20 protein-coding genes are annotated in these 25,995 nt (G+C 68.9%); 11 read left to right on the forward strand and 9 right to left on the reverse strand.

Translation table 11 applies throughout. The features are described from left to right. Window positions 1–134 precede the first annotated feature (134 nt). Together pdhA and FZP69_RS13265 are read left to right on the forward strand one after the other, a co-directional pair. Window positions 135–1,259 (forward strand): pyruvate dehydrogenase (acetyl-transferring) E1 component subunit alpha, encoded by a 1,125-nt coding sequence (gene pdhA, locus FZP69_RS13260; protein ID WP_152041885.1) that lies wholly within the window; start codon window positions 135–137, stop codon window positions 1,257–1,259. After that, the gene (locus FZP69_RS13265) at window positions 1,256–2,272 is read left to right on the forward strand and encodes an alpha-ketoacid dehydrogenase subunit beta (protein ID WP_152041886.1); all 1,017 of its coding nucleotides are present in this window, start codon (window positions 1,256–1,258) and stop codon (window positions 2,270–2,272) included. Before pdhA ends, FZP69_RS13265 begins: the two co-directional genes overlap by 4 nt. Window positions 2,273–2,809: 537 nt before the next feature. Here the strand turns inward: FZP69_RS13265 and FZP69_RS13270 are convergent. Then, window positions 2,810–3,679 carry a tRNA-dihydrouridine synthase gene (locus FZP69_RS13270; protein WP_240137751.1) on the reverse strand — a complete coding sequence of 290 codons (870 nt, stop codon included), beginning with the start codon at window positions 3,677–3,679 and terminating at the stop codon, window positions 2,810–2,812. 44 nt (window positions 3,680–3,723) lie between these two features. After that, complete coding sequence (cofD, locus tag FZP69_RS13275; protein WP_152041887.1) at window positions 3,724–4,758, reverse strand: 2-phospho-L-lactate transferase; 1,035 nt, start codon at window positions 4,756–4,758, stop codon at window positions 3,724–3,726. A gap of 224 nt (window positions 4,759–4,982) precedes the next feature. On the opposite strand from cofD, the gene FZP69_RS13280 reads away from it, so the two are divergent. The 4 genes from FZP69_RS13280 to FZP69_RS13295 all read left to right on the forward strand — a co-directional run bounded on the left by FZP69_RS13280 (window position 4,983) and on the right by FZP69_RS13295 (window position 9,981). After that, window positions 4,983–5,636, forward strand: coding sequence for a TetR/AcrR family transcriptional regulator (locus FZP69_RS13280; protein ID WP_152041888.1), 654 nt, complete (start codon window positions 4,983–4,985; stop codon window positions 5,634–5,636). Next, window positions 5,633–7,093 carry an MATE family efflux transporter gene (locus FZP69_RS13285; RefSeq protein ID WP_152041889.1) on the forward strand — a complete coding sequence of 487 codons (1,461 nt, stop codon included), beginning with the start codon at window positions 5,633–5,635 and terminating at the stop codon, window positions 7,091–7,093. Before FZP69_RS13280 ends, FZP69_RS13285 begins: the two co-directional genes overlap by 4 nt. A gap of 150 nt (window positions 7,094–7,243) precedes the next feature. Beyond that, entirely contained in the window at window positions 7,244–8,467 is a 1,224-nt protein-coding gene (locus FZP69_RS13290) for an HD domain-containing protein (RefSeq protein WP_152041890.1), read from the forward strand. A 416-nt stretch (window positions 8,468–8,883) separates the two neighbouring features. Further along, window positions 8,884–9,981, forward strand: coding sequence for a CNNM domain-containing protein (locus FZP69_RS13295; RefSeq protein WP_152041891.1), 1,098 nt, complete (start codon window positions 8,884–8,886; stop codon window positions 9,979–9,981). A gap of 265 nt (window positions 9,982–10,246) precedes the next feature. Here the strand turns inward: FZP69_RS13295 and FZP69_RS13300 are convergent, their stop codons facing one another. Together FZP69_RS13300 and FZP69_RS13305 are read right to left on the reverse strand one after the other, a co-directional pair. Beyond that, window positions 10,247–11,236 (reverse strand): biotin--[acetyl-CoA-carboxylase] ligase, encoded by a 990-nt coding sequence (locus tag FZP69_RS13300; RefSeq protein WP_152041892.1) that lies wholly within the window; start codon window positions 11,234–11,236, stop codon window positions 10,247–10,249. Between the two features lie 72 nt (window positions 11,237–11,308). After that, a complete protein-coding gene (locus FZP69_RS13305) occupies window positions 11,309–13,135 on the reverse strand; it encodes an acetyl-CoA carboxylase biotin carboxylase subunit (RefSeq protein ID WP_152041893.1) in 1,827 nt (608 codons plus the stop codon). A gap of 295 nt (window positions 13,136–13,430) precedes the next feature. Between FZP69_RS13305 and asd the strand changes: the two genes are divergently transcribed. Both asd and FZP69_RS13315 read left to right on the forward strand, forming a co-directional pair. Further along, the gene (gene asd / locus FZP69_RS13310) at window positions 13,431–14,465 is read left to right on the forward strand and encodes an aspartate-semialdehyde dehydrogenase (RefSeq protein ID WP_152041894.1); all 1,035 of its coding nucleotides are present in this window, start codon (window positions 13,431–13,433) and stop codon (window positions 14,463–14,465) included. Between the two features lie 551 nt (window positions 14,466–15,016). Beyond that, on the forward strand, window positions 15,017–15,625 hold the full coding sequence (locus FZP69_RS13315; RefSeq protein WP_152041895.1) for a rhomboid family intramembrane serine protease: 609 nt from the start codon (window positions 15,017–15,019) through the stop codon (window positions 15,623–15,625). A 346-nt stretch (window positions 15,626–15,971) separates the two neighbouring features. Here the strand turns inward: FZP69_RS13315 and FZP69_RS13320 are convergent, their stop codons facing one another. The 3 genes from FZP69_RS13320 to FZP69_RS13335 all read right to left on the reverse strand — a co-directional run bounded on the left by FZP69_RS13320 (window position 15,972) and on the right by FZP69_RS13335 (window position 22,705). Next, the gene (locus FZP69_RS13320; RefSeq protein WP_192918580.1) at window positions 15,972–19,058 is read right to left on the reverse strand and encodes a PGF-pre-PGF domain-containing protein; all 3,087 of its coding nucleotides are present in this window, start codon (window positions 19,056–19,058) and stop codon (window positions 15,972–15,974) included. Window positions 19,059–19,236: 178 nt separating this feature from the next. Further along, window positions 19,237–19,620, reverse strand: a complete 384-nt coding sequence (locus FZP69_RS13330) for a cyclophilin-like family protein (protein WP_152041897.1) — start codon at window positions 19,618–19,620, stop codon at window positions 19,237–19,239. Between the two features lies 1 nt (window position 19,621). Continuing rightward, window positions 19,622–22,705, reverse strand: coding sequence for an FAD-binding and (Fe-S)-binding domain-containing protein (locus FZP69_RS13335; RefSeq protein ID WP_152041898.1), 3,084 nt, complete (start codon window positions 22,703–22,705; stop codon window positions 19,622–19,624). Window positions 22,706–22,873: 168 nt separating this feature from the next. Here FZP69_RS13335 and FZP69_RS13340 point away from each other — a divergent pair, with 168 nt between their 5' ends. From FZP69_RS13340 to FZP69_RS13350, 3 genes are all read left to right on the forward strand, one after another. Further along, window positions 22,874–23,083: a hypothetical protein gene (locus FZP69_RS13340; RefSeq protein ID WP_152041899.1), complete on the forward strand. Its 210-nt coding sequence runs from the start codon at window positions 22,874–22,876 to the stop codon at window positions 23,081–23,083. A gap of 141 nt (window positions 23,084–23,224) precedes the next feature. After that, window positions 23,225–23,593 (forward strand): VOC family protein, encoded by a 369-nt coding sequence (locus tag FZP69_RS13345; protein ID WP_152041900.1) that lies wholly within the window; start codon window positions 23,225–23,227, stop codon window positions 23,591–23,593. A 329-nt stretch (window positions 23,594–23,922) separates the two neighbouring features. Continuing rightward, window positions 23,923–24,645 carry a fumarylacetoacetate hydrolase family protein gene (locus FZP69_RS13350; protein WP_152041901.1) on the forward strand — a complete coding sequence of 241 codons (723 nt, stop codon included), beginning with the start codon at window positions 23,923–23,925 and terminating at the stop codon, window positions 24,643–24,645. A gap of 45 nt (window positions 24,646–24,690) precedes the next feature. Here FZP69_RS13350 and FZP69_RS22595 read toward each other — a convergent pair whose 3' ends face one another. Then, the gene (locus FZP69_RS22595) at window positions 24,691–24,855 is read right to left on the reverse strand and encodes a hypothetical protein (protein WP_192918581.1); all 165 of its coding nucleotides are present in this window, start codon (window positions 24,853–24,855) and stop codon (window positions 24,691–24,693) included. A 114-nt stretch (window positions 24,856–24,969) separates the two neighbouring features. Further along, entirely contained in the window at window positions 24,970–25,917 is a 948-nt protein-coding gene (locus FZP69_RS13355; protein WP_152041902.1) for a D-2-hydroxyacid dehydrogenase, read from the reverse strand. Window positions 25,918–25,995: the final 78 nt, after the last annotated feature.

A 25,995-nucleotide genomic window follows, 5' to 3' on the forward strand; every position in this document is an offset into this window, starting at 1 on the left:
GAGGTGACGCTCGTGTCGTCACCACGGCCGACGCGCCCGGCGGTCGCGACCGCTGGCATCCGTGACGTCGCCGCCCGCACCGTCCGCACCGCCCGCACCGACGACCGACCACACCCACCCCCGCAGTCACCACTATGAGCATCACCCGAGAGTACGCCGAGCACCGACGACCGGAACCGACCCGCGTCCGTCTGCTCGACGACGACGGGAGCCTCCGTCCCGACGTCGATTTCACGATTTCCGACGACGAACTGCTCGCCATCTACGAGGACATGCGCCTCGCCCGGCGGTTCGACGAGCGTGCGGTCAGCCTCCAGCGCCAGGGGCGGATCTCCACGTACGCCCCGCTTCGCGGCCACGAGGCCGCACAGGTCGCCAGCGCACACGCACTGGGCGACGACGACTGGTGTTACCCGACCTACCGCGACCACGCCGCGAAGTACGTCCGCGGGATGGACCTCGCGACCCTGTTGAAGGCGCTCCGCGGCCACGGCGACGGCTACCGCGTCGCCGAGGGCGTCAACGTGATGCCCGAGTACATCCCCATCGCCACGCAGATCCCGCAGGCCGTTGGGGCGGCGTGGGCCGCTCGCCTCGAAGGCCGCGACGACGTCGTCCTCTGTTACCTCGGCGACGGCGCGACGAGCGAGGGTGACTTCCACGAGGGGCTGAACTTCGCCGGCGTCTTCGACACCCCCACGGTCTTTTTGTGCACCAACAACCAGTGGGCGATCTCCGTCCCCAGAGAGCGACAGACCGCGAGCGAGACGCTCGCGCAGAAGGCCCACGCATACGGGTTCGAGGGCGTGCAGGTCGACGGCACGGACCCGCTCGCCGTCTACGAAGTGACCCGGATGGCGGTCGAGAAGGCCCGCGAGCCCACGGGAGAGGAGCGACGGCCGACGCTCGTCGAGGCGGTCACCTACCGACAGGGGGCGCACTCGACCGCGGACGACCCGTCGGTGTACCGCGACGGGGTCCCCGAGGAGTGGCGCGACCGCGACCCGCTCGACCGGTACGAGACGTACCTCCGCGAGGAGGGGTTGCTGGACGACGACCGCGTTGAGGCGATCGAGGCGCGCGCCGGCGAGACGGTCGCCGATGCGGTCGAACGCGCCGAGGCCGCCGAAGACGACCCCGGCGCGATGTTCGAGCACGTCTACGCCGAGCCGACGCCCGATCTCGAACGGCAGCGGGCCGAACTCGACCGGTTGCGCGAGCGGTACGGGGACGAGGCGTTCACGGAGGGGCCGCGATGAGCGCGCTCGAGTTCCCGTCCGCGAGTCAGAACGCGACGGACGACCTGACGCTCGTCGAGGCCGTCCGCGACGGTCTGCGGACAGAGATGGCTCGCGACGATCGCGTGCTCGTCCTCGGCGAGGACGTCGGGCGGTCCGGTGGCGTGTTCCGGGCCACCCAGGGTCTCCAGGAGGAGTTCGGCCGCGAGCGCGTCGTCGACACGCCGCTCGCGGAGTCGGGTATCGTCGGCACCGCCGTCGGCCTCGCGACGCACGGGCTCCGGCCCGTCGCCGAGATCCAGTTCATGGGGTTCGTCTACCCCGCGTTCGACCAGCTCGTCTCCCACGCCGCCCGGATTCGCTCGCGCTCTCGCGGACGCTTCACGTGTCCGCTCGTGGTTCGGATGCCGTACGGCGCGGGGATCGCCGCCCCCGAGCACCACTCCGAGTCGTCGGAGGCGCTGTTCGCCCACCAGCCCGGGCTGAAGGTGGTGGTCCCGTCGACGCCCGCGGACGCGAAGGGACTGCTCGCCAGCGCGATCCGCGACCCGGATCCGGTGGTCGTGCTCGAACCGAAGCGGCTGTACCGCAGCGGCCGAGCGAGCGTCCCCACCGACGAACACACCGTCCCGATCGGCGAGGCCAGCGTTCGCCGGGAGGGTGAGGACGTCTCCGTGTTCACCTACGGCGCGATGACCCGTCCGGCGCTGGTCGCCGCCGAAGAACTCTCCGCGGCGGGAATCGACTGCGAAGTGGTCGACCTCCGGACCGTGTCGCCGCTCGATCGCGAGACGATCGCGGACTCCGTCTCGAAGACTGGACGGGCGGTCGTGGTCCACGAGGGGCCGCGGTCGGGGGGCATCGGTGCCGAGGTCGTCGCGACCGTCCAGGAGGAGGCGCTGTTCTCACAGGAGGCACCCGTCGAGCGGATCACCGGCTACGACGTCCCGGTGCCACTCCACCGGAACGAGCCGTTCTACCTGCCTGCCGCGGTCCGGATCATGGACGGGATCCGCGAGACCGTCTCGGTCTGAGAGCCGATCTGCGGGTCTACCCCCGGCGTGGGCACCGATCCGGACGTCCTCGCCGTCGACCTCCCGAACGAACGGGACGTCGAGGCCGCGAGAGGGGGCTCACCGCGCGCGAGGAGCGCGGCGGGCGGCTCGCCGCCATCGGAAGGCTGATCGAAATGCATGGGATCGGACCGGAGCGGTTCGACCGGCTGGTTCGAGATCTCTCCGGGATACGCAGACCGTCGGGGACCGGCCTCACGGTGACCCGTGTAGCCGACGACGCCGAGAGATCCGAACCCATCGGACGACGGAACCCGGGAATAACGGAACCGTGACTGGCGGCTCGACCGTTCTCGCGACACCCGCCAGATCGCACTGGGAGGATCGGTGTGTACACAGCGTGACAAAAGGGGAGAGCCATCCGAGAGGGGGGGGTGGGGGATGTGTCGGATGACGCCTCCAGGCTGAGGTGAGTGGTCAGGTGACTTCAAAGTTTCCTCATAGGACGACGTATTTAAACGATTCCGAGACGCGGAGCGGTGGCTCCGATGGTTCCGGCTACGAGCGGTCGACGCGGTCGTCGTCGGACGTCGCGAGTGTATCGGGGGGCTGGTGGGGGCGTCCACGCCCGGTGTCGGCCGATCGCGCCGCGAACCAGTCGTCGACCGCCCGGCGGACCCGCTGGAGCACCCGTGGGTCCGTGCTCGGGCGGCCGACGCTCACGGCGTCGGCGCCGTAGTCGAGATACTCCGCGACCGTCGCGCCGTCGCGGACACCGTTGTTGGCGACCAGAAACAGCTCCGGGGCCGCCCGGTCGACGTCGGCGATCACCGATTCGGAGTCCATCGCGTCGACGTGGAAGACGGTCGCGCCCGCCTCCTGCACCCGCCGGGCCGTCTCCGCGAGGTCGACGCCCGGCACCTCCGCGCGTACCTTCACGCTCACGGGTGCCCCCGCGTCGGCCGCGGCCGAGACGAACTCGCAGAGCCGCGCCGTGTCCCGCAGGAGCGTCTCACCACAGCCGACGCGACAGAGTTCGTCCTGGCGACAGTGGGCGTTCACCTCGAACACGGCGTCGTGCGCCGCACACAGCCGCGCGGCTGCCGCGACCGGTCCGACGGTCGCGCTCCGGACGTTGACGCCCGCGCGGATCGGCGAGTCGGCGAGCGCGGCGAGCTGAAAGTCGATGAACACCAGCGGATCAGGGGGGAGGAACTCCGATCGGTCGCGGCGGACGAGCCGTCGAGCCGCCTCCCGCGACCGCGCGTCGACCGTGACGCCTCCGAGCATGGCGAGGTCGGCGTACGGGCTTCCGGCGTGTGCCCAGCGCGCGTCGGCCTCCCCCGAGAGGCTCGCGAGCAGCAGTCGGGGCGCATCTCCCCGCTCGCCCCACTCGCCCCGCTCGCCCCGCTCGCCCCGCTCGTCCACGGGACCGACGGTGCGGGAGTCGGGGACGCCGTCGAGTCGGTTCGTCACGCTGCACCCCCTCCGCGACCCTCGCGACGAGCCGCGGCCGCGTCCAGCGCCTCGTCGACCGCACGGAGGACGCGCCGAGCGTCGGCCGGGTCGTCGAGCCGCGTGTCGGTCCGGACGACCGGGCGCTCGAGGTCGGTCCCGTCCGCGTCGTCGAGGACGAACACGTCGGCGAAGGGGTACGCCTCGGCGACGCCCGCCGTCGACGGATCGAGGCCGACACCACGCATCAGCTTCGCCGCCGGTCCCGAGAACACCTCGCTCTCGACGAACGGCGACACCGCGACGACGGTCGTCTCGGCGAGGGCGGCCTCGATCCCGGGGACGGCGAGCATCGGCCCGATGCTCGTCACGGGGTTCGAGGGCCCGACGACCACGGGGTCGGTCAGCGCGTCGGTCACGGCTAGCGTGGGGGTGGCGTCGTCGGCCCCGCGGAACTCGACGTCCGCGACGGGCGGCTCCGCGCGCCGGTGGACCCAGTACTCCTGGAAGTGGAGCGCCCCCTCGTCGGTGTGGACGATGGTGGCGACGGGGTCGTCGGTCACCGGGAGGAGGTCGACGGCGAGCCCGAACGCCTCGGCCAGGAGACGGGTCACCTCGGTCAGGGTCCGTCCCTCGTCGAGGAGCCCCGTCCGCGTGAGGTGGACTGCGCGGTCGCGGTCACCGATCTCCATGAACTCCGCCACGCCCGAAAACCGTCGCCATCGCGCGATCTCCCTCCCGTCGACCTGTGCGTCGTCGGGGAGGTAGCGCGGGCCAGCCCGGATCCCCGCCGCCGCCGCGAGCCGGTGGAGCTCGTCGTGGGTCGCGGTCGTGTCCCCGTCGATCCCCCACCACCGCTCGCGGTCGAGGACGTCTCCCCCGTGGAACAACACGGTGTCGAGGTCGGGGCAGACGAGGTGGCCGGCGAGTTCGACGTCGTCGCCCGTGTTGCCCACGACCGTCACGGCGTCGGGCGAGAACGGCGACTCGGGACCGTCGAGCCCGTCGAGGAGCTTGGGTGTCCCCGTGCCACCGGCGAGGAACGTCACCATGGCACCGTCCTATGTGGACCGGTGGTTTCAACCTTCCTGCATCGTCGTACGTACCGTTTCGATCCGGAGACAGACCGCCGAGGCAGAACGTGCTCGGCGAGTGGCAGAACGTACTCGGCGAATCCACGACAGCGGTCGGCACATACGACGGACGACAGCGTACCGCACGGCCGCGAGCGAATCCGTGGATACTTGACTGACCGGTTAGTCAGTTCGAACACCGAATGTCAGACGAACCCCGCGAGACGGTGGTCCGTGCGACGTACCGCGCGCTCTGTGCGCACGGTTACGCGAACCTGACGATGCAGGACATCGCCGACGAAGCGGACCTGAGCAAGGCAGCCCTCCACTACCACTACGACACCAAGCGCGACCTCCTGACCGCCTTCCTCGACGCGCTGGCGTCGTGGTACGAGGGGCGACTGGACGACCTGGACGGGACCACCCCGCCCGAACGACTGGCGTCGCTGTTCGACGAATGTCTCTCGTGCGACGACACCGACTACCCCGCCTTCCACACGGCGATGCTGGAGGTGAAGGCGCAGGCACCGTACGAGGACGCCTACCGCGAGCGACTCGCGGCGGTCGACGACGTGCTCGTCGCGCGCGTCCGGGAGATCGTCGCCGACGGCGTCGCCGACGGGAGCTTCCGCGACGTCGACCCCGACGCGACCGCCGAACTCGTGGTCGACGTGCTCGCGGGTGCGCACACCCGGAACGTCGCCATCGGCCGCTCGCTCGACGAGACGCGCGTCCTGCTCGACGGCTACGTCGACGCGCAGTTGTTGGCCGACGGTGCCGCAGACGACAGCCCGGACGACGACGCGGGACCGACCGCGGACGGGTCGTCGCCGCCGTCGGCGGAGGCGTCCCGATGAGCCTCCGCGACTCCCTGTCGGGGCTGTTCAAGAGCAAGGAGGAGTTCGACCTCACCAGCGGCGGGATCGGCAAACCGCTGTTCTACCTCGCACTCCCCATCGTCATCACGAACCTGCTCCAGACCGCGTACAACCTCGCCGACACTTTCTGGCTGGGTCAGTACTCCACCGAGGCGCTGGCCGCCATCTCCTTTGGCTTCCCGCTGGTGTTCCTGCTGATCTCCCTCGGCTTCGGTATCTCCATCGCGGGGAGCGTCCTCGTCGCGCAGTACGTCGGCGCGGGCGAGGAGGCCGAAGCCGAGTACGCCGCCTCCCAGACGGTGACGTTCGCGGTGCTCGCGTCGGTCGTCCTGGGTGCGGGCGGCTACTTCTTCGTCGAGGACGTCCTCCGACTGCTGGGCGCCTCGCCGGACGTCCTCCCCGGGGCGACCGCGTACATGGAGGTCATCTCGCTCGGTATCGTCTTCCTGTTCGGCTTCCTGGTGTTCATCTCGCTCATGCGCGGCTACGGCGACACGATCACGCCCATGCTGGTGATGTTCGGTTCGGTGGCGATCAACGTCGCTCTCGACCCGTTCCTCATCTTCGGCTGGTGGATCTTCCCCGAACTCGGCGTCGCAGGGGCCGCCTACGCGACCGTGTTCTCGCGCTCGCTGGCGCTGTTCGTGGGGCTGGTCATCATGTTCCGCGGGAACCGTGGCGTGCAGATCCACCTCGACCAGATGCGCCCCGACCTCGACTACTTCCGACGCATCGCCTCCCTCGGCGGCCCCGCGTCGTTCGAGGTCACCAGTCGGGCGCTCTCCGTGAACTTCCTGCTCGTCGTCGTCGGCCTGTTCGCCACGCCGGTCGTCGCGGCGTTCGGGATCGGGACCCGGGTGTTCTCCGTGGTCTTCCTGCCCGCGATCGCGGTCGCACAGGGCGTCGAGACGATGTCGGGCCAGAACATCGGCGCGGGCAAGCCCGACCGCGCCGAGGCGACCGCGGACTTCGCCGCGAAGGGGATGTTCGTCATCCTCTCAGCGATGGGCGTCCTCGTCTTCGTCTTCACCGAACCCATCGTCGCCGTCTTCACGACCGACCAGGCCGTCGTCGACGAAGGCGTCACGTTCCTCCGGACGGTCGCGCCGACGTTCGGGATGCTCGGCATCATGCGCGCCTACGGCGGGAGCTTCAGAGGGGCTGGCAAGACGATGACCTCCGCGGCGCTCGCCATCGCCACACTGTGGGTCGTTCGGCTCCCGGTCGCGTGGTTCGGCGCACAGTCGTTCGGTCCCGTCGGCATCTGGTACGGATTCGTCGTCTCGAACGTCTTCGGGGCCGCGCTCGCGCTCGCGTGGTACAAGCGCGGGACGTGGCGGGACGCAGATCTGACCGACGAGCAGGTGGCCGTCGGCGACGAGTTCGACGGCGACGACGACCCGGAGCTCGCCGACGCGACCAGCACGGACGACTGAGCTGTCCCCGACGACGGCGACTGAGCGGCCTCCGACGACGGACGACGGTCTCTCGAAGGGGAGACGGACCGTCGGCAACGGCGCGGCGGGACGGGCCGGCGTTCCCGAGCCACCCGACGGTTTTTGTCCGATGCCGGCACATACCCACGCATGCTGGCGATCAAGGACAGCGTCCACGACCACATCGAGGTCGAGGGCGTTGCCGAGGCACTCATCGACACGCCGGCCGTCCAGCGGCTCCGCAACGTGACGCAGCTGGGGACCGTGAAGTTCGTCTACCCCTCGGCGAACCACACGCGGTTCGAGCACTCGCTAGGCGTCTACCACCTCGCGACCCGCGCGCTGGCCCAGCTCGGCGTCGAGGGCACCACGGCCGAACGGGTCAGCGCGGCGGCCCTGCTGCACGACGTCGGCCACGGCCCGTTCAGCCACAACGTCGAGGACGTCGTCCACCGACACACGGGGAAGTACCACGACGACGTCGAGGACCTCGTCACCGCGGGCGCGGTCGGCCGCGTCCTCGACGAACACGACGTCGACCCCGACGCCGTCGCGGCCCTGATCCGCGGCGACGGGCGGTACGGCCAGCTCGTCTCCGGCGAACTCGACGTCGACCGCATGGACTACCTCGTCCGCGACGCCCACCACACGGGCGTCCCGTACGGAACCATCGATCACGAGCGCCTGATCCGGGAGCTCGCGTTCGTCGACGGCGAACTCGTCCTCCGGGAGGGGAACGTCCAGACCGCCGAGTCGCTGTTGCTGGCGCGGGCGCTGATGAACCCGACCGTCTACTCCCACCCCGTCGCCCGCATCTCGAAGGCGATGCTCCGCCGCGCGGCGGAGCGACTGCTCGACGCCCCCGACGTCGCCGCGGCCGACCTCCGGCGGATGGACGACCACGACTTCGTCTCGTCGCTCCGGATGACGCCGTCGACCGAGGAGTACGCCGAACGGCTCGACACCCGTCGGCTGTTCAAACGGGCGGTGTGGGCCGAGTACGGCGACGTGCCTCCATCCCTGCTGGACGCCTCACACGAGACGCTGCGGACGTTCGAGCGCGAGGTCGCCGAGCACGCCGACGTCGACGACGCACACGTCGTCGTGGACGTCCCCTCGCGACCGTCGATGACCGAGTCGACGTCGCGGGTCGTCGTCAACGGCGACATCCGAGAGCTCGGCAAGGCCTCGCCTTTGGTGTCGGCGCTTCGAACCGCCCAGCGACAGCAGTGGCGGCTCGGCGTCTACTGTCCGCGAGCGGAGACCGAACGGGTGGGCCGTGCCGCGGTCGACGTGCTCGGACTGGACGTCGACGGCGCGCTCGTCAGCGACGTCCGGGCGGGTCTGAACGCGACGCTCGACGAGTTCCAGTGACGCACGCCGTCGCTCGTCGATGAGAGAGCCGGCTGCAGATGTATACACCGCGCGAGGGAAAGATGAGCACTGCCCAGAGACGCATCGCCAGTGATGGCGCGTTCGTCGGAGTGCCTCGACTCGATCGCCGCCCCCGTCGTGGTCTTCGACGCGGCGAGCGGCTCGGAGATGTCGTTCGACGACGTGTGTCGCGCGTCCTGCTGTAATCTGTCCAGTATCTACTCGTCGAGATCGTCCAGAGTTCGGATCGTCGTGTGTGGTGACGAGCGAGTCCCGTGTGTCGGCGTTGAACTCGATCGACGTCGGTTCCTCAGTTTTCTCCGGTCCGACGAGTAGATCGGCAACGGAGTGTATGACCAGTCAGACGATCATAGCATTCAAACGCGTCGGCAGAGAACCGTGGACACTGACAATTGATGAGCCCGTTAGAGATCAGTCTCCGCCTCGTGGCCGGGATCGGCCTCATTCTGACGAACGGCTTCTTCGTCGCGATCGAGTTCGCGTTGACGCGCGCCAGACAGTTCACCGAAGACGAGTTCGTGAACGGCGACTCGAAGCTCGATCGCGCCTGGGAGATGACGCAGGAGCTCGAGATCTACCTCACGACCTGCCAGGTCGGGATCACGGCGTCGAGTATCGCGGTGGGTATCGTCGCGGAACCGGCGCTGGCAGCACTCTTCGAGCCGCTCTTTTCCGGTACGACGCTCGCGACGGTTGGGGCCGGCGCCCTCATCGCCTACCTGATCATCAATCTCGTCCACCTCACGCACGGCGAGCAGACGCCGACCTATCTGGGGGTCGAGCGTTCGCGGATGGTCTGTCGGTACGGAGCCGCACCGCTTCACTGGTTCTACGTCGTCATCTCGCCGTTGATCACGCTCGGTGACTGGGTCGCGAAGTGGACGCTCCGGCTGTTCGGCATCGAGATGACGGGTGCGTGGCTCGAAGCCGAGGAGGACGCCATCGAGTCCCGTGCGCAGCTCCACAACCGGTTGAGCTCGCTGCTGGAGCGCGGAGATATATCAGATGAAAGACACGATGAGGTGGTGAGCGCGCTCGAAGCCGGAACGACCGAGGTCCGGGAGGTGATGGTAGACGCGTCCGAGGTCGTGTTCCTCTCGACCGAGGCGTCGGTCGAAGAGAACCTCCAGCGGATCTCACAGACGCCGCACACCCGCTACCCGCTCGTCGGGTCGGATCCCGAGGACGTCGAAGGGGTCGTCTACATCCCGAGTGTCGTCGATCGGACCGAAGAGCTGAAATCCGGCACCGTGGCGTTCGAGGAACTCGCGGCACCGCCGATGACGATCTCGGCCGACACGAGCGTCAGCGACGCGATCGATCGGTTCCAGGCCGAAGGCCAGGAGCTGGCGATGGTTCTCTCCGACGGGGCGGTCGTCGGTCTCCTCACGGCGACCGACGCATTCGAGGCGGTGATGGGCGAGCTGGAGGATCCACTCGACAGGCAGTCCGACCCCGGACGAACCGGCCGGGGCCAGGCCTCGCCCGAGTAGACGCCGACGCACGAACCGGGAAACGGATCTCCCTCTGGCGTCTGGTCCGTTCCTGCTACGGTGCCTCGTCGCGATCGCCGGCGACGCCGTCGCGACGCCGGAGCCGCTCCCGCGAACGACCTCGGAGACGCGGGTTCGCTGGCGGACGGAGCGCACCTCGAGAGCGGGGTCCGCGACGCGACACCGTCCCTCCTGCGCGGAACGTCTGTCGGAGTGCGGAGCCGCGAGACCACTACCGTGGCGTCTGCCGTCGGTCGCCACGCGCTCAGACCGGGCGCAAGTGATCGCAGTCACCCGTGTGGACCGTCCGGTCCCCCGATTCGGTGCGGACGACGAGCGCCCCGGGGAACGCCACGTCGACCGCCTCGCCCTCGATCGTCTCGGTCGCCGTCTCGACGCGCACCCGCCGTCCGAGCGTGTCGGCGTAATCGCGCCACGCGTCGAGGATCGTCTCGGGGTCGCCGCGGAGGGCGTCGAACACCTCGAGGAGCCGCTGGACGAACAGCCGTCGCTCGACGTCGCCGGCCTCCGCACGGAGACTCGTCGCACCCTCCGGGAGGGCGTCGACATCGACGTTGGCGTTGACACCGATGCCGACGAGTATCCACGAGACGCGGTCGGCCTCGCCCTCCATCTCTGTGAGGATGCCCGCGAGCTTCCGGCCGCCGCGCTCGGTCGCGTCGTCTCTCACGAGGACGTCGTCGGACCCGTCCGACGGGTCCTCGTTCGCGCTGCTCACGAGGACGTCGTTCGGCCACTTGATCGACGCGTCGACGCCCGCCTCCCGCGCGGCGCGCGTCGTCGCCACGGCGGCCGCGAGCGTGTAGATCGGCGCGTGTGCGGGCGGACACTCGGGTCGAAAGACGATGCTCAGCCACACCCCACCCGAGGGGGCGGTCCACGCGCGCCGGAGTCGCCCGCGGCTCCCGGTCTGCTCGTCCGCGAGCACGACGACGTCACGTGCGCCCTGTGTGGCCAGTTCACGCCCACGGTCGTTCGTGCTCCCGATCGTCTCGTGGTACTCGATCGAGTAGGGGACGTCGAGCCCGTACTCGACGGCGGCCGCGCCGAATTCGGGCACGCGCTGCACGACGTAGCCGGCGTCGGTCGACTCGATCTCGAACCCCGCCTCGCGGAGCGTCTCGACCTGTTTCCAGACGGCCGCCCGGGAGACGCCGAGACGGTCCGCCAGCGCGGGTCCCGACACGGGACCGGCTGCGAGTTCGTCGAGGAGCGCGCGCCGCGTCTCGTTCATACCGGAGAGAACGCCGAGAGCGGTATGAACCCGACGCCTCGTGCCGTCGGCTTCGGTGTCACGCGAGCGCCGTCACTCGACGACGACCAGCACGTCGCCCATGTCGACGGAGTCACCCTCGCTCACGAGCACCTGTGAGACCGTGCCGCCCGCTTCGGTGACGACGTCGTTCTCCATCTTCATGGCCTCGAGAACGCAGACGACGTCGCCGGCGGCCACCTCGTCCCCCTCGCTCACGTCGACCGAGAGGATGGTCCCCTGCATCTCCGCCGTGACCTGCGCGCCGTCGGCCGCGGCGGCCGCCCCCCCGTCGCCGCCCGTGGCGGCGTCGGGCCGGCTGCGACCGCCCCCGCCGCCACCGGACGGGACCTCGATGGCGGGTGCGCCGCGCTCCTCGAGCGAGACCTGGAACCGCTTCCCGTTGACCTCGACGGTGAACTCCCGCTCCGTGACCTCCTCGTCCTCGTCGCCGCTCGACGACTCGCCGGGGCCCCAGCGGTCGACCGCCGCCTCGATCCGCGAGCGGTCGAGTTCGTTGTCGAGGTACTTCGTCGTGTGTGTTCCCGCGCGGAAGGCCTCGTCCGAGATCATCAGCCGGTGGAACGGGATGATGGTGTGGAATCCCTCGATCGTGTACTCACGGAGCGCGCGTTCGGAGCGCGCCAGACACTCCTCTCGGTCGCTCCCGTGGACGATGAGCTTCGCCACCATCGAGTCGTAATCGGTCACGAGATCGTCACCCTGGCGGATGGCGTCGTCGAGGCGGACCCCGATACCGCCGGGCGGGTCGTACGTCTCGAAGGCACCGCCGGTCGCCGGAGCGAACTCGTTGGCGGGGTTCTCGGCGTTGATGCGGTACTCGATGGCATGCCCGTCTATCTCGACGTCGTCCTGCGCGAAGTCGAGTTCGTCGCCGGCGGCGACCCGGAGCTGCCACTTGACGATGTCGATACCCGTTATCTCCTCGGAGACGGTGTGTTCGACCTGGATTCGGGTGTTCACTTCGAGGAAGTAGAAGCTCGCGTCGGAGCCGAGCAGGTCGCCGTCTCCCCGTTCTTCCTCCTCGACGAGGAACTCGAAGGTGCCGGCGTTGTAGTAGTTGGCGGCGTCGGCACCGCGGCGGGCGGCCTCGCCGATCTTCTCGCGCAGGTCGTCGGTGAGCGCGGGACTCGGGCCCTCCTCGATGACCTTCTGGTGTCGGCGCTGGAGCGAACAGTCCCGCTCGCCGAGGTGGCGGACGTTGCCGTGGCGGTCGGCGAGAATCTGGACCTCGATGTGTCGGGGCTTTTCGAGGTACCGCTCCAGATAGACCGACGGGTTGTCGAAGTACGCTTCCCCTTCCCGTTTGGCGCTCTGCAGTTTCTCTTCGGCGGCGTCGGGTTCGTGGACGATCTTCATCCCGCGGCCGCCGCCACCACCTTCGGCCTTGATGGCGATGGGGTAGCCGTACTCCTCGCCGAACTGGTGGACCTCCTCGGGCGACTCGACGGGGTCGGTCGTCCCGGGGACGATGGGGACACCCGCCTCGCTCATCACCTTTCGCGCTTTGGTCTTCTCGCCGAGTCGCTCCATCGCGTCGCTCGCGGGGCCCACCCACGTCACCTCGCTCTCCTCAACCTTCTGTGCGAACGCTGCGTTCTCGGCGAGGAAGCCGTAGCCGGGGTGGATCGCGTCCGCGCCGGCCTTCCGCGCCGCCTCGAGCACCGCCTCGTGGTCGAGGTACGAGTCGGCCGCCCGGGCCGGTCCGACGTTGTACGCCTCGTCGGCGTAGCGAACGTGGCCCGCGTGTTTGTCGGCATCGCTGTAGACGGCCACGGTTCGAACGCCCAGTTCCTCGCAGGCACGCATCACCCGAACCGCGATCTCGCCGCGGTTCGCCACCAGTACCTTGCTGAACATTTGGGCCGTAGTTCACACATGACCCACCTGTTTCTATCGGTTCGGGGTATCGACGTCAACCGTCGACTCACGGTCGTTTGACGATCCCCGTCGGAACGCGCGCGGCGTCCGGTCCCGAGCGCGGGGTGCCCGAACGATGCACTCGCCACCCTCGAACGACCGATCCATCGTCCGACCACCGTTCGAAGCGGACGAACGTTTCGTTTCGCTCCCGAAGGGTGGTTTCGAGTGAACGATCGTGAACACGAACCCGATTCCGAAGCGTCTTATGCGAGTGCCACACAAGCACACGCCAATGAGTGTACGAGTCGGTATTCTCGGTGCGACCGGTGCGGTCGGACAGCGATTCATCCAGCTTCTCGACGACCACCCGACGTTCGAGCTCGCGGCGCTGACCGCGAGCGACGCGTCGGCGGGCAGTTCGTACGGCGAGGCCGCGAAGTGGCGCGTCAACACGCCCATCCCCGACGACGTCGCGTCGATGACCGTCGGTCGAACCCATCCCGACGACGTCCCCGAGGACGTCGATCTGCTCTTCTCGTCGCTTCCGTCCTCCGTGGCCGCCGAGGTCGAGCCCCTGTTCTTGGAGGCGGGGTACGTCGTCTCGTCGAACTCCTCGAACGACCGGATGGCCGAGGACGTCCCCCTCACGATCCCCGAGATCAACCCCGGTCACCTCGACCTGATCGAGGTCCAGCGCGACGAGCGCGGCTGGGACGGCGCGCTCGTGAAGAACCCCAACTGCTCGACCATCACGATGGTGCCGACGCTCGCCGCCCTCGACGAGTTCGGCCTCGAACGCGTCAACGTCACCACCCTGCAGGCCGTCTCGGGGGCGGGCTACTCCGGCGTGACGTCGATGGAGATCATCGACAACGCCCTCCCCCACATCGGCGGCGAGGAGTCGAAGATGGAGACCGAATCCCGCAAACTGCTCGGAACGTTCGACGGCACCGACGTGGAACTCCACGGGATGGACGTCGCCGCCTCCTGTAACCGCATCCCGACGCTCGACGGCCACCTCGAGAACGTCTTCGCCGACCTCGCCGACGACCCCTCGGTCGACGAGGTCGCCGACGCGATGCGCGAGTACCCCGGCGTCGACCTGCCGAGCGCGCCCGACCAGCTGATCCACGTCTTCGACGATCCGAACCGGCCACAGCCGCGGCTCGACCGGGATCTCGAGGGTGGGATGTCCGTCTCCGCCGGCGGGATCCAGCAGACGTCGACGGGCGTGAAGTACAACTGTCTCGCACACAATACGATCCGCGGTGCGGCGGGTGCGTCGCTGCTCAACGGGGAACTACTGGTCGAAGAGGGCTGGGTCTGAGCGGGACCGGACTCGAGCCGAACCCGACAGTCGCGTCGAGACGGATGCTGACGCGAACCCGATCCGCTCGCCCAGCGGGACCGACGCGAACCCGGCCCTCGCGTCGGAACCGACAGCGTGACCGCGCGGTTCGGCAGGGCTCGACCAGCGGACACGGTACGCGGTGAGACCACGTCCGCCCCGGCCGATTCGTTCGCGCGCTCACTCGCGTCACCCGTTCGTCCGCTCACCCCTCCCTCGCGCGTCGAGACGGCTGGCGAGACCGACGGTCTCGCTGTCTCCCGCACACGTCCGTTCGTGGGAACGACCTGGAGTCGCGCCAGCACGCGCCGGACGACGAGCGGCGATCCGGGTGCGAAACGCGACTTCCGGGACGACGAGTCGGGAACGAAACGCGACTTCCGGGACGACGAGTCGGGAACGAAACGCGACTTCCGGGACGACGAGTCGGGAACGAAACGCGACTTCCGGGACGACGAGTCGGGAACGAAACGCGGCTCTCGGGGCGGCCGCGACGCTTTAGCGCTCGCGACACGTCGAGTCGACCACCGATGGAAGGCCGTGCGCTCGTGGACGCGCTCGACCGCTGGCGGACCGACCACCCGGCGACGGCGACGCTCGCGGCCGTGCTCGTCGCCGCGTTCGTCGTCGAGTCGCTGCTCTGGTGGCTGTTCGGCTTCGCGACCGTGGAGTTCTGGTTCGCGGCGACCGCCGACCCCTCGCCCGGGTGGCTCCTCGCGCCGCTCGGCCACACCTCCGTCACCCACCTCGTCGGGAACCTCCTGTTTCTGGGCGTCTACGGCTCGCTCGCCGAGTCCGACCTGTCGGTGCCGACCTGGTACTGGCTCTTCGCCGTGAGCGCGTTCGCGGGAACGGCCGCACAGGTCTGGAGCTACCTCCTCACGGGTGTCGAGGGCGGCGCACTCGGCGCGAGCGCGGGCGTCGTCGCGTTCGTCTCGTTCGTCGGGGTGCGGACCGTCCGCGAGGGTCCCGGTGCCCGGTCGGGTCGTGCGTACACACTCGGCGTCGCCGGTGGCGTCGGCATGATCGCACTGTTGCTCACCGATTTCGTCCTGACGACCGGGGCGGGCTCCGCCGAGTTCGCCCACCTGCTCGGCGTAGCGGTCGGGGCGTTCGCCGGCATCTACGTCAGGGAGTGAGTCCGGCCGGCGACACACCTGAAATCCTGTGTCGACCCGGTGTCGAAAGCGGTCGATCGCGACGATCGTGGCTCCGTCGGTGGGCGTGCTGGTATCTCGGGGGATCCGATGGTCACCGTCTCGGAGTCACTGCAGCCGACCGGTTCGTGCGTCCCGGAGCCACCGCACTCCACTAGTTCGTGCTCGTGCCCGGCGGCGACGCTGTCGGGGAACGGACGATCGTGACCGCCGTCGCCGAGACGGAACCCGGTCGGAGCCGGTCGATCACCAGCGCGAGACCGGGTGAGACGGGGCGAGACCGCGAGCAGAAAGACCGGAGTGGTACCGTCAGCCGACGGTGGCGGTGTCAGTCGAGCCGGCAGAGACCGACCGCGACGGAGAGGAAGAACGCGAACAGCACGACGCCCACGCCGAACCCGGGGGTTCGTGACGCGGTCGTCTGGTCTCCGTCGGCGTCGGTCGACATCGTGTCCTCTCCGTCGGCGTCGGTTGACGGGTCGTTCTCCCCGTCGACGTCGGTGCTCGTCCCCGTGCTGGATTCGTCCGTCTCGTCGGGCTCTTCGTCGAGCGAGCCGCTCGTCGACGTCGTCGATGCGGTCGACGCGTCCTCGCCAGCCATGACAGCGAACCGTGAGAAGCCAGGGGTGTCTGCCTCGACGACGACGGTGTCGCCATCCTGATCGACGACGCGCGTCTCGAGTGAGTCCCACGACCCGTCGTGGAGTCGGAAGACGGTCAGAGCCGAGGCGTCGACGCCGAGTTCGTCGAGTCGCTCACGCGATATCGCGAACTTGAGCGTCGACGACGTCTCGGTGAGCGACGCCGGGACGGTGACCTCCGCGGCGGAGACGAACGTTCCCGGTGGGATCGATCCGGTGAGCGACGACATCTCGCTCACCTTGATCGTCCCGGCGGCCGCGCCACCGAACGTGACGCCGACCTCCGAGAGGCCCGTCGCTCCCGAGAGGTGCGCGGATGAGCTCGTATCGGACAGTGAGGACGGTGCCGAACCGCCGCCGCTCGAGACGAACGCGACGGTCGCCGTGTCGGACGTCGACGATGCGCTGTTGCCCGCCGCGTCGTCGGCCGTGTCGAGCGTCGCGGTGTAGTCGCCGTTCGTGAAGACGTCGATCGATGCGGTGTACGTCGTTCCCGACGCGGAGAACGAGGTGATCGTCGCGCTCTCCGGCCCGGAGATGGAGACGCTGACGGTCGCGAGCGACTCGGAGGCGTCGAAGGAGACGTCCAGTTCCTCGGTAGTCGTGTCCTCGGTCAGCGAGAACGAGGTGACGACGGGGGCCGCGCCGTCGGTCTCGGTGACGTCCCCGGACGCGACAGAGCCGAGGGTGTTCCCGGCGGCGTCGGTCGTCGAACCGGCGGTGTACGTCACGTCCGCGACGTCAGTTCCCGCGATCTCGTTCGCATCAGTCGTGATCCGCACCTGGATCGTATCGTCGTCCGCGGTCGAGAGCGTATCGACGGCCTCGGCGGTCTGTCCACCGATGCTGTAGTCGCTCGCGGTGACCGACGAGTCCAAGACGGCCTCGGAGAACGTCAGGTTCGCCGCGTCCACGTTGCCGTCGCCGTCGCGGTCGAGGGTCTCGGCGGCCGTCAGCTCCGGAACCACGTCGTCCGTGACCGAGACGTCGGTGAAACTCCCTGCGGCGTTCGTTCCGTCGGTGATGCTGTCGGCGGTTCCGGCGTTCGCGTCGTAGTCGAGTGTCAACGACGGCGACGACAGCGACGTGGTGACGCCGATCCTGACGGCCGATCCGCTGACGGCCGCGCTGTCGACGGTCACGCTGCCGGCGTCCGTCCCGCCGAGGCTGTAGTCGGCCACCTCGGCCGTACTCGCCGAGACGTCCTCGGAGTGATCGACGTCGATCCGGTCGACCGTGCCGTCGCCGCTCGTGTCCTTGTACGTCGCCGTCGTCTCGACAGGTGCGGCACTGTCGGTTACCGTCTCGTCGTCCAGCGTCGACACGAGCGCGTTCGTCCCGGCACTGGCGTCGACCCAGTCCGCCGAGAGGTCGCCGGAGACGTCCGTGCTGCCGACAGCGGTGTTCTCCGTGGATTGGCCGGTGATGCCGCTCACGGTGACCGTGCTGGCGGTTCCTGCCGGGTCGGTGAACGTCGCGCTCGAGAGGTCGGCCGTCGACCCGTCGGGGAGCGTCAGCGTTCCGACGTCGGCCGCGGCCGGTGCGGCGCCGTCGTCGGTGTCGACGTACTCGGAGAAGGTGAGCACGACCTCGTCGACGTTGCCGTCACCCGCCGTGTCCTTGATCTCGATACCGGTGATCGTGGGCTTCGCGGCGTCCGCGAGCGTCGCGCTCGAGCCATCGACGGCCTCGAGGGGCGAGCTCGCCGTGTCTTCGACGGTGCCGGTCCCCGCCGAGACGTAGCTGACGGCGGGCTCGCTCCCACCGTCGGCACCGGTGATGTCGGCGTCCGCGCTCGCGCCGAAGGTGAGCGTACTGGTCCCGGAACCACTCGAGAGGCTGTCGAGCGAGAGGCCCGTGATCGCGTTGGTCGTCACGGACCAGTCGTCCGCGTTGAACGTGCTGTAGGAAACCGTCTCGGAGAACGTCAGATCCACCTCGTCGACCGCGGCGTCGCCGTCCGTATCCCGATACTGCCCGCTCGTGACGACCGGCGCGGCGCCGTCGCTCTCGGAGAGATCGCCGGAGGCGACCGAGGCGAGCGTGTTGCCGGCGGTGTCTGCAGTCGACCCAGCGGTGTAGGTGACGTCCTTCACGTCCGTCCCCGACACCTCGTTGGCGTCGGTCGTGAGCCGCACCTGGACGGTTTCGTCGTTCGTCCCGGAGAGACTGTCTATCGCCTCACCGGCCTGGCCGCCGATCGAGTAGTCGCTCGCGGTCACGGTCGCATCGTCGATCTTTTCAGCGAAGGTCAACGTCGCGGCGTCGACCTTCCCGTCGGCGTCACGATCGAGCGTCGACGCGGCCGACAGCACCGGCGCCACGCCGTCGGTTGCGGTCGGCGATGTCTCCGCGGCCATCTCCTCGGACGTGGAGACAGAAACGACCGACGCGGAGCCATCAGCCCCCGCCGACGGATCGTAGCTGAGCGTCGGCGTCGCACCCGAATCGACGGAGCCGCCCTCCGCGACGGTGAGGGTGATCGTATCGTCGCCGTCGTCGCTCCCGACTCCGGTGCCAGTGTCGAGCGTCCCGCCGAGCCCGTTCGCACTCCCGATCGAGAACTCTTCGGCCTCGATTCCGGTCTGGACGGTCTCGCTGAACACGACCTGTAGCTGGTCGACTTTCCCGTCGGCGTCCGTATCCAGGGTCGTGACGGAACTGAACGTCGGAACCGCCGCCTGTGCGGTCCCGGCGAACGCAAGGACACCCACGACGGACGAGACGACGAGTACGAGCGAGAACAGTGCGGCCCCTGCCCGGTGTGTCCTCATCACGGACGATCCACCCACGTTCGACTGTCAGCGTTTCGAGTTCGCTCTTGAACGCACATGCCTGTATTGGACGACGACAACACCGATAGTGACACAGCCCCGCCAGTCCGGCTCGGATTTCACGTCCTGATAGCCAGTTCGCTCCGGCCTCCGTGTCTCGACCGCCGGGGTACGTGGGTCAGCCTACGCTCACGCGAACGGACGCTCCGCCGTCGACCGCTGCCAGGTCCGAGACGTCGTCGATCCGCGCCACCACGTTTACGGGAGATGCCGCCCGCGGCTCTTCCCCACTCGACGCCGGCGTCGGCCCCCAGAACAGACAGAGCGCGTTCCCCTGCGGCCAGTACGCGACCGTCCCGACGTCGACTTCCGCACGAGCGTTCTCGCTCTCCGCGTCGACGGGGATCGAGAAGTACAGTTCGTCGCCCCACTTCGCGGCGTCGCCCTCGAGCGGGAGCGCGCCGGCGATGGCCTCTTTGGTTCGGGGGGCGTCGTCGGTCCAGTCGGCGGCGAGGTCGATCTCGTCCGTCCCGGTCGACACCGTGATGGAGAGGTCGGCCATCTCAGTCGAGCGCCTCCGCCACGAGTTCGATCGGGTGCGGCGGGTTCTCGGCCGAGGGACCACGGTCGCCCAGTTGCGACCGACACGACGCGCCCGGTGCCGTGACGCGGTCGCCCTCGCTGTCGGAGACCTGCCGGAAGAGGATGCGACCGATCGCCTTCGAGAGTTCGAAGTGTTCGGCCTCGTAGCCGAACGAGCCGGCCATCCCACAGCAGCCGGAGTCGAGCGGGTCGACCGCGTAGCCGACTCGTCGGAGGACGCCGACGGCGTGGTGGTCCTTGTTCGTCGCCTTCTGGTTGCAGTGGCCGTGGTACGTCAGCGACCCGACCGACTCCGGGTCGGGCGTCTCGAGCGCCCCGTCGAGCCGGTGGACGTCGAGGAACTCGCAGACGCCGTAGGCCGCGTTCGAGACCGCCTCGACGTCGGGCCCCGAGAGGAGGTCGCGGTACTCGTCCTGGAACATGACGGCGTCGGAGGGTTCGACGAACACCACCGAGTAGCCGTCGTCGATTCTCGACTGCAGCCGTGAGACGTTCGCCTCGGCGCGGTCGCCCGCGAGGTCGAGGAATCCCTTCGAGTACGCCGCCCGTCCCGAGGGTTCGAGGTCGGTCGGGATCGAGACGTGGACGCCGGCGGCCTCGAGGACGCGCACGGCCGCCTTCCCCGGCTCGGGGTACGAGTAGTTCGTGTACGTGTCGGGGAACAGCAGGACACGGTGGTCGGCATCCGTGGCCGGAACCTGCGCCCCCCCGCGTTCCTCGAACCAGTCGACGAGCGTCTCGCGGGTGAACGTCGGGAGTTCGCGGTCCTTCGCGATGCCGAGCACGGACTCCATCACGGTCCGTGCCCCGGGCACCTCGGAGGCCCAGTTCGACACGGGTGCGAGCTGGCTGCCCAGCTTCGACCACGAGTCGATGTCGGCGAACAGCTTCTCCCGGGCAGAGGTCCCCTCGCGCTGGTGGTACTGGTGTTTGACCTCGGTCTTGAGCTTCGCCATGTCCACCCCCGTGGGGCAGTCGGACTTGCAGCCCTTGCAGCCGACGCAGAGGTCGAGCACCTCCTCTTGGAACCGCTCGCTGTACAGTTCGTCCTCCGGGAGGTCACCCGAGATGGCCGCCCGGAGCATGTTCGCCCGCCCCCGCGTGGTCTGGATCTCCTCTTTCGACGCCCGGTAGGTGGGACACATCACGTCCGACTCGGTCTGCCGGCAGGTGCCACAGCCGTTGCAGAGCTCGACGAGATGCGAGAAACCGCCCTCCTCGGAGAAGTCGAGCGTCGTCTGCGGCTCCAGCGAAGCGTAGTCGGCCCCGTATCTGAGGTCGTCGCGCATGTCCGTGGGGTCGTCGTCGCGGTAGACGACCTTCCCCGGGTTCATGAGCCAGTCGGGGTCGAACGCGGTCTTCACCTGCTTGAATGCGGTCCACAGCTGGTCCCCGTACATCTTCGGGTTGAACTCCGTCCGCGCGAGGCCGTCGCCGTGCTCGCCGGAGAAGGCGCCGTGGTGTTCGAGCACGAGATCCGTGACGGCGTCGGCGATGTCGTGCATCGTCTCGATGCCCTGCTCCTCCTTGAGCGAGAGGATGGGACGGATGTGGAGCGTGCCGACGCCCGCGTGGGCGAAGTACGCCGCCGACGTGCCGTTCTCTTCCAGCACGCGCTCGAACTGCTGGACGTACTCCGCGAGTTCTTCCGGGGGAACGGAAGCGTCCTCGATGAACGGGTACGGCTTGGGGTCGCCCTGCATCGACATCAACAGCGGGATCGCGGCCTTTCGGAGCTTCCAGACGTCCGCCTGTGCCTCGGACGAGTACGCCTCGATGGCGGCGAACGCGGTCGCCGCCGCCGGCGACGACGACTGCCCCGCGGTCGCGCCACCGTCGGTCTCGCGCCTGTGATCGGGCACCTCGCCCAGGAGCTCGGCCCCATCGTCGAGGAAGTGGGCGTTCGTCTCGGCGATGGCCGCCTCGAAGTCCGGGTTGATCTCGGAGTCGAACTCCAGCATGAGCGCCGCCTTCGTCCCCTCGGGGATCCCCTCGGCGTACTGGGCGTACTCGGTCGACTCCGCCGCGAGCCGAAACACCTCGTCGTCCATCAGTTCGACGGCGGAGGCACCGTACTCCAGGGCCTCGGGGACCGCGCGCATGGCGTCGACGAGGTCGTCGAAACAGTAGAGCACGAGCGCCGTCTCCTCGGGACGGGTGACGAGACTCACCGTGGCCTCGACCACCACTCCCAGCGTCCCCTCGGCACCCACCAGGAGTTTCGAGAGGTTGATGCAGCGCTCCCCCTCGTCGTTCTCGTAGACGACCTTGTGGAGATTGTACCCGGAGACGCACCGCTTCAGCGTGGGGTAGCGCTCCTCGATCTCGGCCTCGTTGTCCTCGACGACGCCCCGGACGGTCCGGTAGATGTGCGCCTCGAGGTCGCCCTGTTCGACGATCGCCTCCCACTCCTCCGAGTCGAGTACGACCTCACGGGTGTGGACGAGCGAGCCGTCCGCGAGCACCACGTTCAGTTCCTCCGTGTACGCGTCCGTGATCCCGTAGCGCACGGAGTGCGCACCGGTGGAGTTGTTACCGATACCCCCGCCGACGGTCGCCCGCGCCGACGACGCCGGGTCAGGCGCGAACTTCAGTCCGTGTTCTTCTAGCCGGGCATCGAGGTGGTCCTGGACGACGCCCGGTTGAACCGTCGCCCGCCGGTCGTCGGGCGAGACGTCGAGGATCGCGTCCATATGTCGGGTGAGATCGAGGACGACACAGCCGGGACCGACGGCCTGTCCCGCGAGCGACGACCCGGCGCCGCGCGGGAGGACGGGGACGCCGTGGCTCGTCGCCACGTCGACCGCCCGCTGGACGTCCTCAGCGTCGGTGGGGAACACCACGCCGGCGGGACGCGCCCCGTAGACGCTCCCGTCCGTCGCGTACAGCACCTGTGCGTACTCGTCGAACTCCACGCCGCCCTCGACGGCCTCGCGGAGGTCACCCGCGAGCGCTCGGTACTCCTCGACGTCCGGGCGGTCGTGACCGAGCGTCGCGGCGGACGTCTCGGGCGACGGTTCCGGTGTCGGGTCGTCGACAGCCATGGCAGATTCCTTCGAGTAATTCGTGATAAATCTGTGGTAGTCGTTCGTGGACGCGGAGGAGTCACCGTCCCGTCTCCGACGGGGACGTTCGTGTCCCCCGATCCGATCAGCTTCCCCCCTGGGCCGGTCAGTTTACGTCGTTCGGACGCGTCCTCTCCACGACCAGTCATGACAGACTCCACGACCTGGACTCCGCTCGAGGCGGCGTACGACGAAGACGACAGCAAGTGGTACGTCCTGCTGTACCGCGTCCGCGAGAAGGGCGGCGGCGACCGACACGAGTTCCGCACGGTTCGCGGCGACGCGACGACCGAATTCGGGATCACGGAACACAAGAACGGCGAGCGGCTGAACGTCACCGGCGGCGAGGAGCTATAGCGAATACTCGCGCTCGATCTGTCGCGGCCGGCGTCCCCGGCTCCGGCTCGGCCCACGGCGAACTCGGACAGCGGCCCGTCTCGTGGGGCCACGTCGGGAGACAGCGACCAGCTTTATCATCCACAGGGTTCGACCTACCGCATGGCACCGTTTATCCACCTGTGTCTGAACGTGACCGACGCCGACGAGAGCCAGGCGTTCTACGAACAGTTCGGTTTCGAGTACTCGCGGTCGTTCGATCTCGCCGGTGCCGAGAACCGGTACGTGATCGACGAGAACGGTATCGAGATCCAGCTCCGCGACGACCCCGAGGTCGAGTCGGTCGAGGTCGGCGACGCCTGGGACCACCTCGCGCTCGCCGTCGACTCCGTCGACGACGAACTGGCGCGGATCGAACACCACGGGCTCGTGAAGGGGCCGATGGACGTCGAGCAGGCGGGTGCACGCGTCGTGTTCTTCGAGGATCCCGACGGCCACGTCGTCGAGCTCGTCGAGTCGCTCGAGGACTGAACCCGGGGACCGGCGGCGGGCTCGTAACGGCCCGAAGTCGCCCGGAAGTTCAAGTCCGATGGGGCGGCCACCCATCCGCGTGACCTGACGAGTGGCCCGGCGCGTCTCGCAGTCGTGCGGTACGTCGCGTTCGGGGGCCGAAGCCGTACCGCCTGATCGCCACGGATCGCGAGCGACGGGTAGATCGACCGAGCGGGAGCGAAGGGATACTCGTCACCGTCGCGACGGACTCGGTAACGATGTACTGGCTGCGCTCGGTCACTCCGTCGTGAACGACGCCGCGGACACGAAGCGACACGCTTTCGGTTCGGAGCGTGCGACACCGGGGTATGCGAGTAGCGAGAGCACGGACCGACGACGGCGTCGTCACGGGAACGTACCGCGACGGCCATCTCGTGACCGACGACGGGGAGTACGCGGTCGATCCGGCGCACCTCCTCCCGCCCTGTGAGCCGACCGCGCTGTACTGCGTCGGGCGAAACTACACCGCGACGCTGGAGCAGATGGCGTACGAACGTCCCGAGGAGCCCGACTTCTTCATCAAACCGCCAGCGTCGCTGCTCGGACACGGCGACCCGATCGCGTACCCGCCGTTCACCGAGGAGCTGACGTACGCGGGAGAGCTCGCGGCCGTCGTCGACGTCGAGTGCCGCGACGTCGGTCCCGACGACGTCGACGAGGTGGTGCGCGGGTACACCGTGATGAACGACGTGGACGCGCTCGACCAGCAGGGACGGACCGCCCGCAAGGCGTTCCGGGGGTCCGGACCGCTCGGTCCCTGGATCGAGACCGACGTCGATCCCACGGCCATCGACATGTACACCGACGTCGCGGGCGAGCGGCGGCAGGAGGCCAACACCGAACTGATGCTGTTCGGCCCCGCCGAGATCGTCTCGTTCCTCTCGCGTCGGTTCACGCTCCAGCCCGGCGACGTGATCGCGTTCGGCAGCCCCGCGAACCCGGGCCTCGTCGAACCCGGCGACACCGTCGAGATCACGTACGAGGGTGTCGGGACGCTGCGGAACGAGATCGTCGGAACTGACGCCTGGTGACTACGACGTCGGGACACCGACTGCCTCCCGCAACGAGCTCCCTCGTCAGACGTCGTTGAGGCAGTGATCGCAGGTCGACTCGAGGGCTTCGAGTTCCGTGTCGGAGACGACCCGCTGGCGTCTGCAGGTCACCCCGACGTGGGTCCAGAGACAGGTCTCGCGGTGCCACGTCCCACCGGCTGTCTGGACGATCACGTGTCTCCCTTCCATACACTCACTATTCCGTGAAAGTTTAAAAAAACCACCACCGACGCCGTCAGATCGCTAGGGGCGCGGGGGCGACGGGGAGAGCGACCGGCGATCGGCCCGTGTGCCGACGGAGGGTCAGACCACGCGGTTGAGCAACTCGTCGTCGCCGGCGTCGAGCCGTCGGACGTTCTCGGCGACGATCTCGGCGAGGCGCTCGTAGTACCGCGGGGTGTGGCCGGCGTTGTGGGGTGTGATCAGGACGTTTCCGACGTTCCAGAGCGGGTGGTCTTCGGGGAGCGGTTCGGGATCGGTCACGTCGAGCGCGACCCCGCGCAGGTGGTTGTGCCGGAGCGCCCACAGGAGCGCGTCGGTGTCGACGACCGGTCCGCGGGCGACGTTCACCACGACCGCACCCGCCGGGAGGGTCTCGAACGCCTCGCGGTCGACGAGCCCCTCGGTCGTCTCCGTGAGTGGGCAGGCGAGGACGAGGTAGTCGGTCCGCGCGAACGCCTCGTGGACCGCATCGAACCCCACCACGTCGTCCGTCGGTCCGCCTTTCTCGGGCGTGTAACGGACGCCGATTGTCTCGACGCCGAAGCCGTCGAGCCGGTCGACGACCGCCTCGCCGATCGCGCCGAGGCCGACGACCGTCACGGTCGATCCCTGTAGCTCCCCGGCCTGGAACGAGCGCCACTCCCGGTCGCGCTGGCGCGCCCACGCGGTGTCGAACCCGCGCGTGAACGCGAGCATCGCACCGATGGCGTGTTCGGCGACGTTGGGACCGTGCACCCCGGCGGCGTTCGTCACGGCGACGCCCGCGTCGGCGAGCTCCCGCGTGGGGAGGTGGTCGGTACCTGCCCAGGCGCACGCGAACAGCTCCATCCCCGCGTCGGCGTCGTCGGGGGCGAGACGCTGTCCTGTCACGACCCGCGCGGCGAGCGCCTCGCGTTCGGCGGCGGGCGTCCGTGCGAGGTGGATCTCGTGGTCCGGCAGCCGCTCGCGGAGCGCCGCGGCGTAGTCGCTGGCTGGCATCCCGTGTACCTTCTGCCTGAGGACGGCGACGTCCGGTGGTGTGTCGGTCATGCGCCGGGGTTCGACGGGTGCGATCAAGAGTGCGTTCGAACCGGCCGAGGTCGCCGTCACCTCGTTCGGATGTCAGTG

Origin of the sequence: Salinigranum salinum (assembly GCF_009176545.1) — an archaeon.
Classification (GTDB): Archaea; Halobacteriota; Halobacteria; order Halobacteriales; family Haloferacaceae; genus Salinigranum; species Salinigranum salinum.

Bases quoted from the DNA above. Each gene is read 5' to 3' on its own strand.
- FZP69_RS13320 (WP_192918580.1), bottom strand. From the start codon at position 19,058: ATGAGGACACACCGGGCAGGGGCCGCACTGTTCTCGCTCGTACTCGTC.
- FZP69_RS13285 (WP_152041889.1), top strand. From the start codon at position 5,633: ATGAGCCTCCGCGACTCCCTGTCGGGGCTGTTCAAGAGCAAGGAGGAG.
- FZP69_RS22595 (WP_192918581.1), bottom strand. From the start codon at position 24,855: ATGGAAGGGAGACACGTGATCGTCCAGACAGCCGGTGGGACGTGGCAC.
- FZP69_RS13340 (WP_152041899.1), top strand. From the start codon at position 22,874: ATGACAGACTCCACGACCTGGACTCCGCTCGAGGCGGCGTACGACGAA.
- asd (WP_152041894.1), top strand. From the start codon at position 13,431: ATGAGTGTACGAGTCGGTATTCTCGGTGCGACCGGTGCGGTCGGACAG.
- FZP69_RS13305 (WP_152041893.1), bottom strand. From the start codon at position 13,135: ATGTTCAGCAAGGTACTGGTGGCGAACCGCGGCGAGATCGCGGTTCGG.
- FZP69_RS13335 (WP_152041898.1), bottom strand. From the start codon at position 22,705: ATGGCTGTCGACGACCCGACACCGGAACCGTCGCCCGAGACGTCCGCC.
- pdhA (WP_152041885.1), top strand. From the start codon at position 135: ATGAGCATCACCCGAGAGTACGCCGAGCACCGACGACCGGAACCGACC.
- FZP69_RS13355 (WP_152041902.1), bottom strand. From the start codon at position 25,917: ATGACCGACACACCACCGGACGTCGCCGTCCTCAGGCAGAAGGTACAC.
- FZP69_RS13300 (WP_152041892.1), bottom strand. From the start codon at position 11,236: ATGAACGAGACGCGGCGCGCGCTCCTCGACGAACTCGCAGCCGGTCCC.
- FZP69_RS13350 (WP_152041901.1), top strand. From the start codon at position 23,923: ATGCGAGTAGCGAGAGCACGGACCGACGACGGCGTCGTCACGGGAACG.
- cofD (WP_152041887.1), bottom strand. From the start codon at position 4,758: ATGGTGACGTTCCTCGCCGGTGGCACGGGGACACCCAAGCTCCTCGAC.
- FZP69_RS13295 (WP_152041891.1), top strand. From the start codon at position 8,884: ATGAGCCCGTTAGAGATCAGTCTCCGCCTCGTGGCCGGGATCGGCCTC.
- FZP69_RS13290 (WP_152041890.1), top strand. From the start codon at position 7,244: ATGCTGGCGATCAAGGACAGCGTCCACGACCACATCGAGGTCGAGGGC.
- FZP69_RS13280 (WP_152041888.1), top strand. From the start codon at position 4,983: ATGTCAGACGAACCCCGCGAGACGGTGGTCCGTGCGACGTACCGCGCG.
- FZP69_RS13265 (WP_152041886.1), top strand. From the start codon at position 1,256: ATGAGCGCGCTCGAGTTCCCGTCCGCGAGTCAGAACGCGACGGACGAC.
- FZP69_RS13330 (WP_152041897.1), bottom strand. From the start codon at position 19,620: ATGGCCGACCTCTCCATCACGGTGTCGACCGGGACGGACGAGATCGAC.
- FZP69_RS13315 (WP_152041895.1), top strand. From the start codon at position 15,017: ATGGAAGGCCGTGCGCTCGTGGACGCGCTCGACCGCTGGCGGACCGAC.
- FZP69_RS13345 (WP_152041900.1), top strand. From the start codon at position 23,225: ATGGCACCGTTTATCCACCTGTGTCTGAACGTGACCGACGCCGACGAG.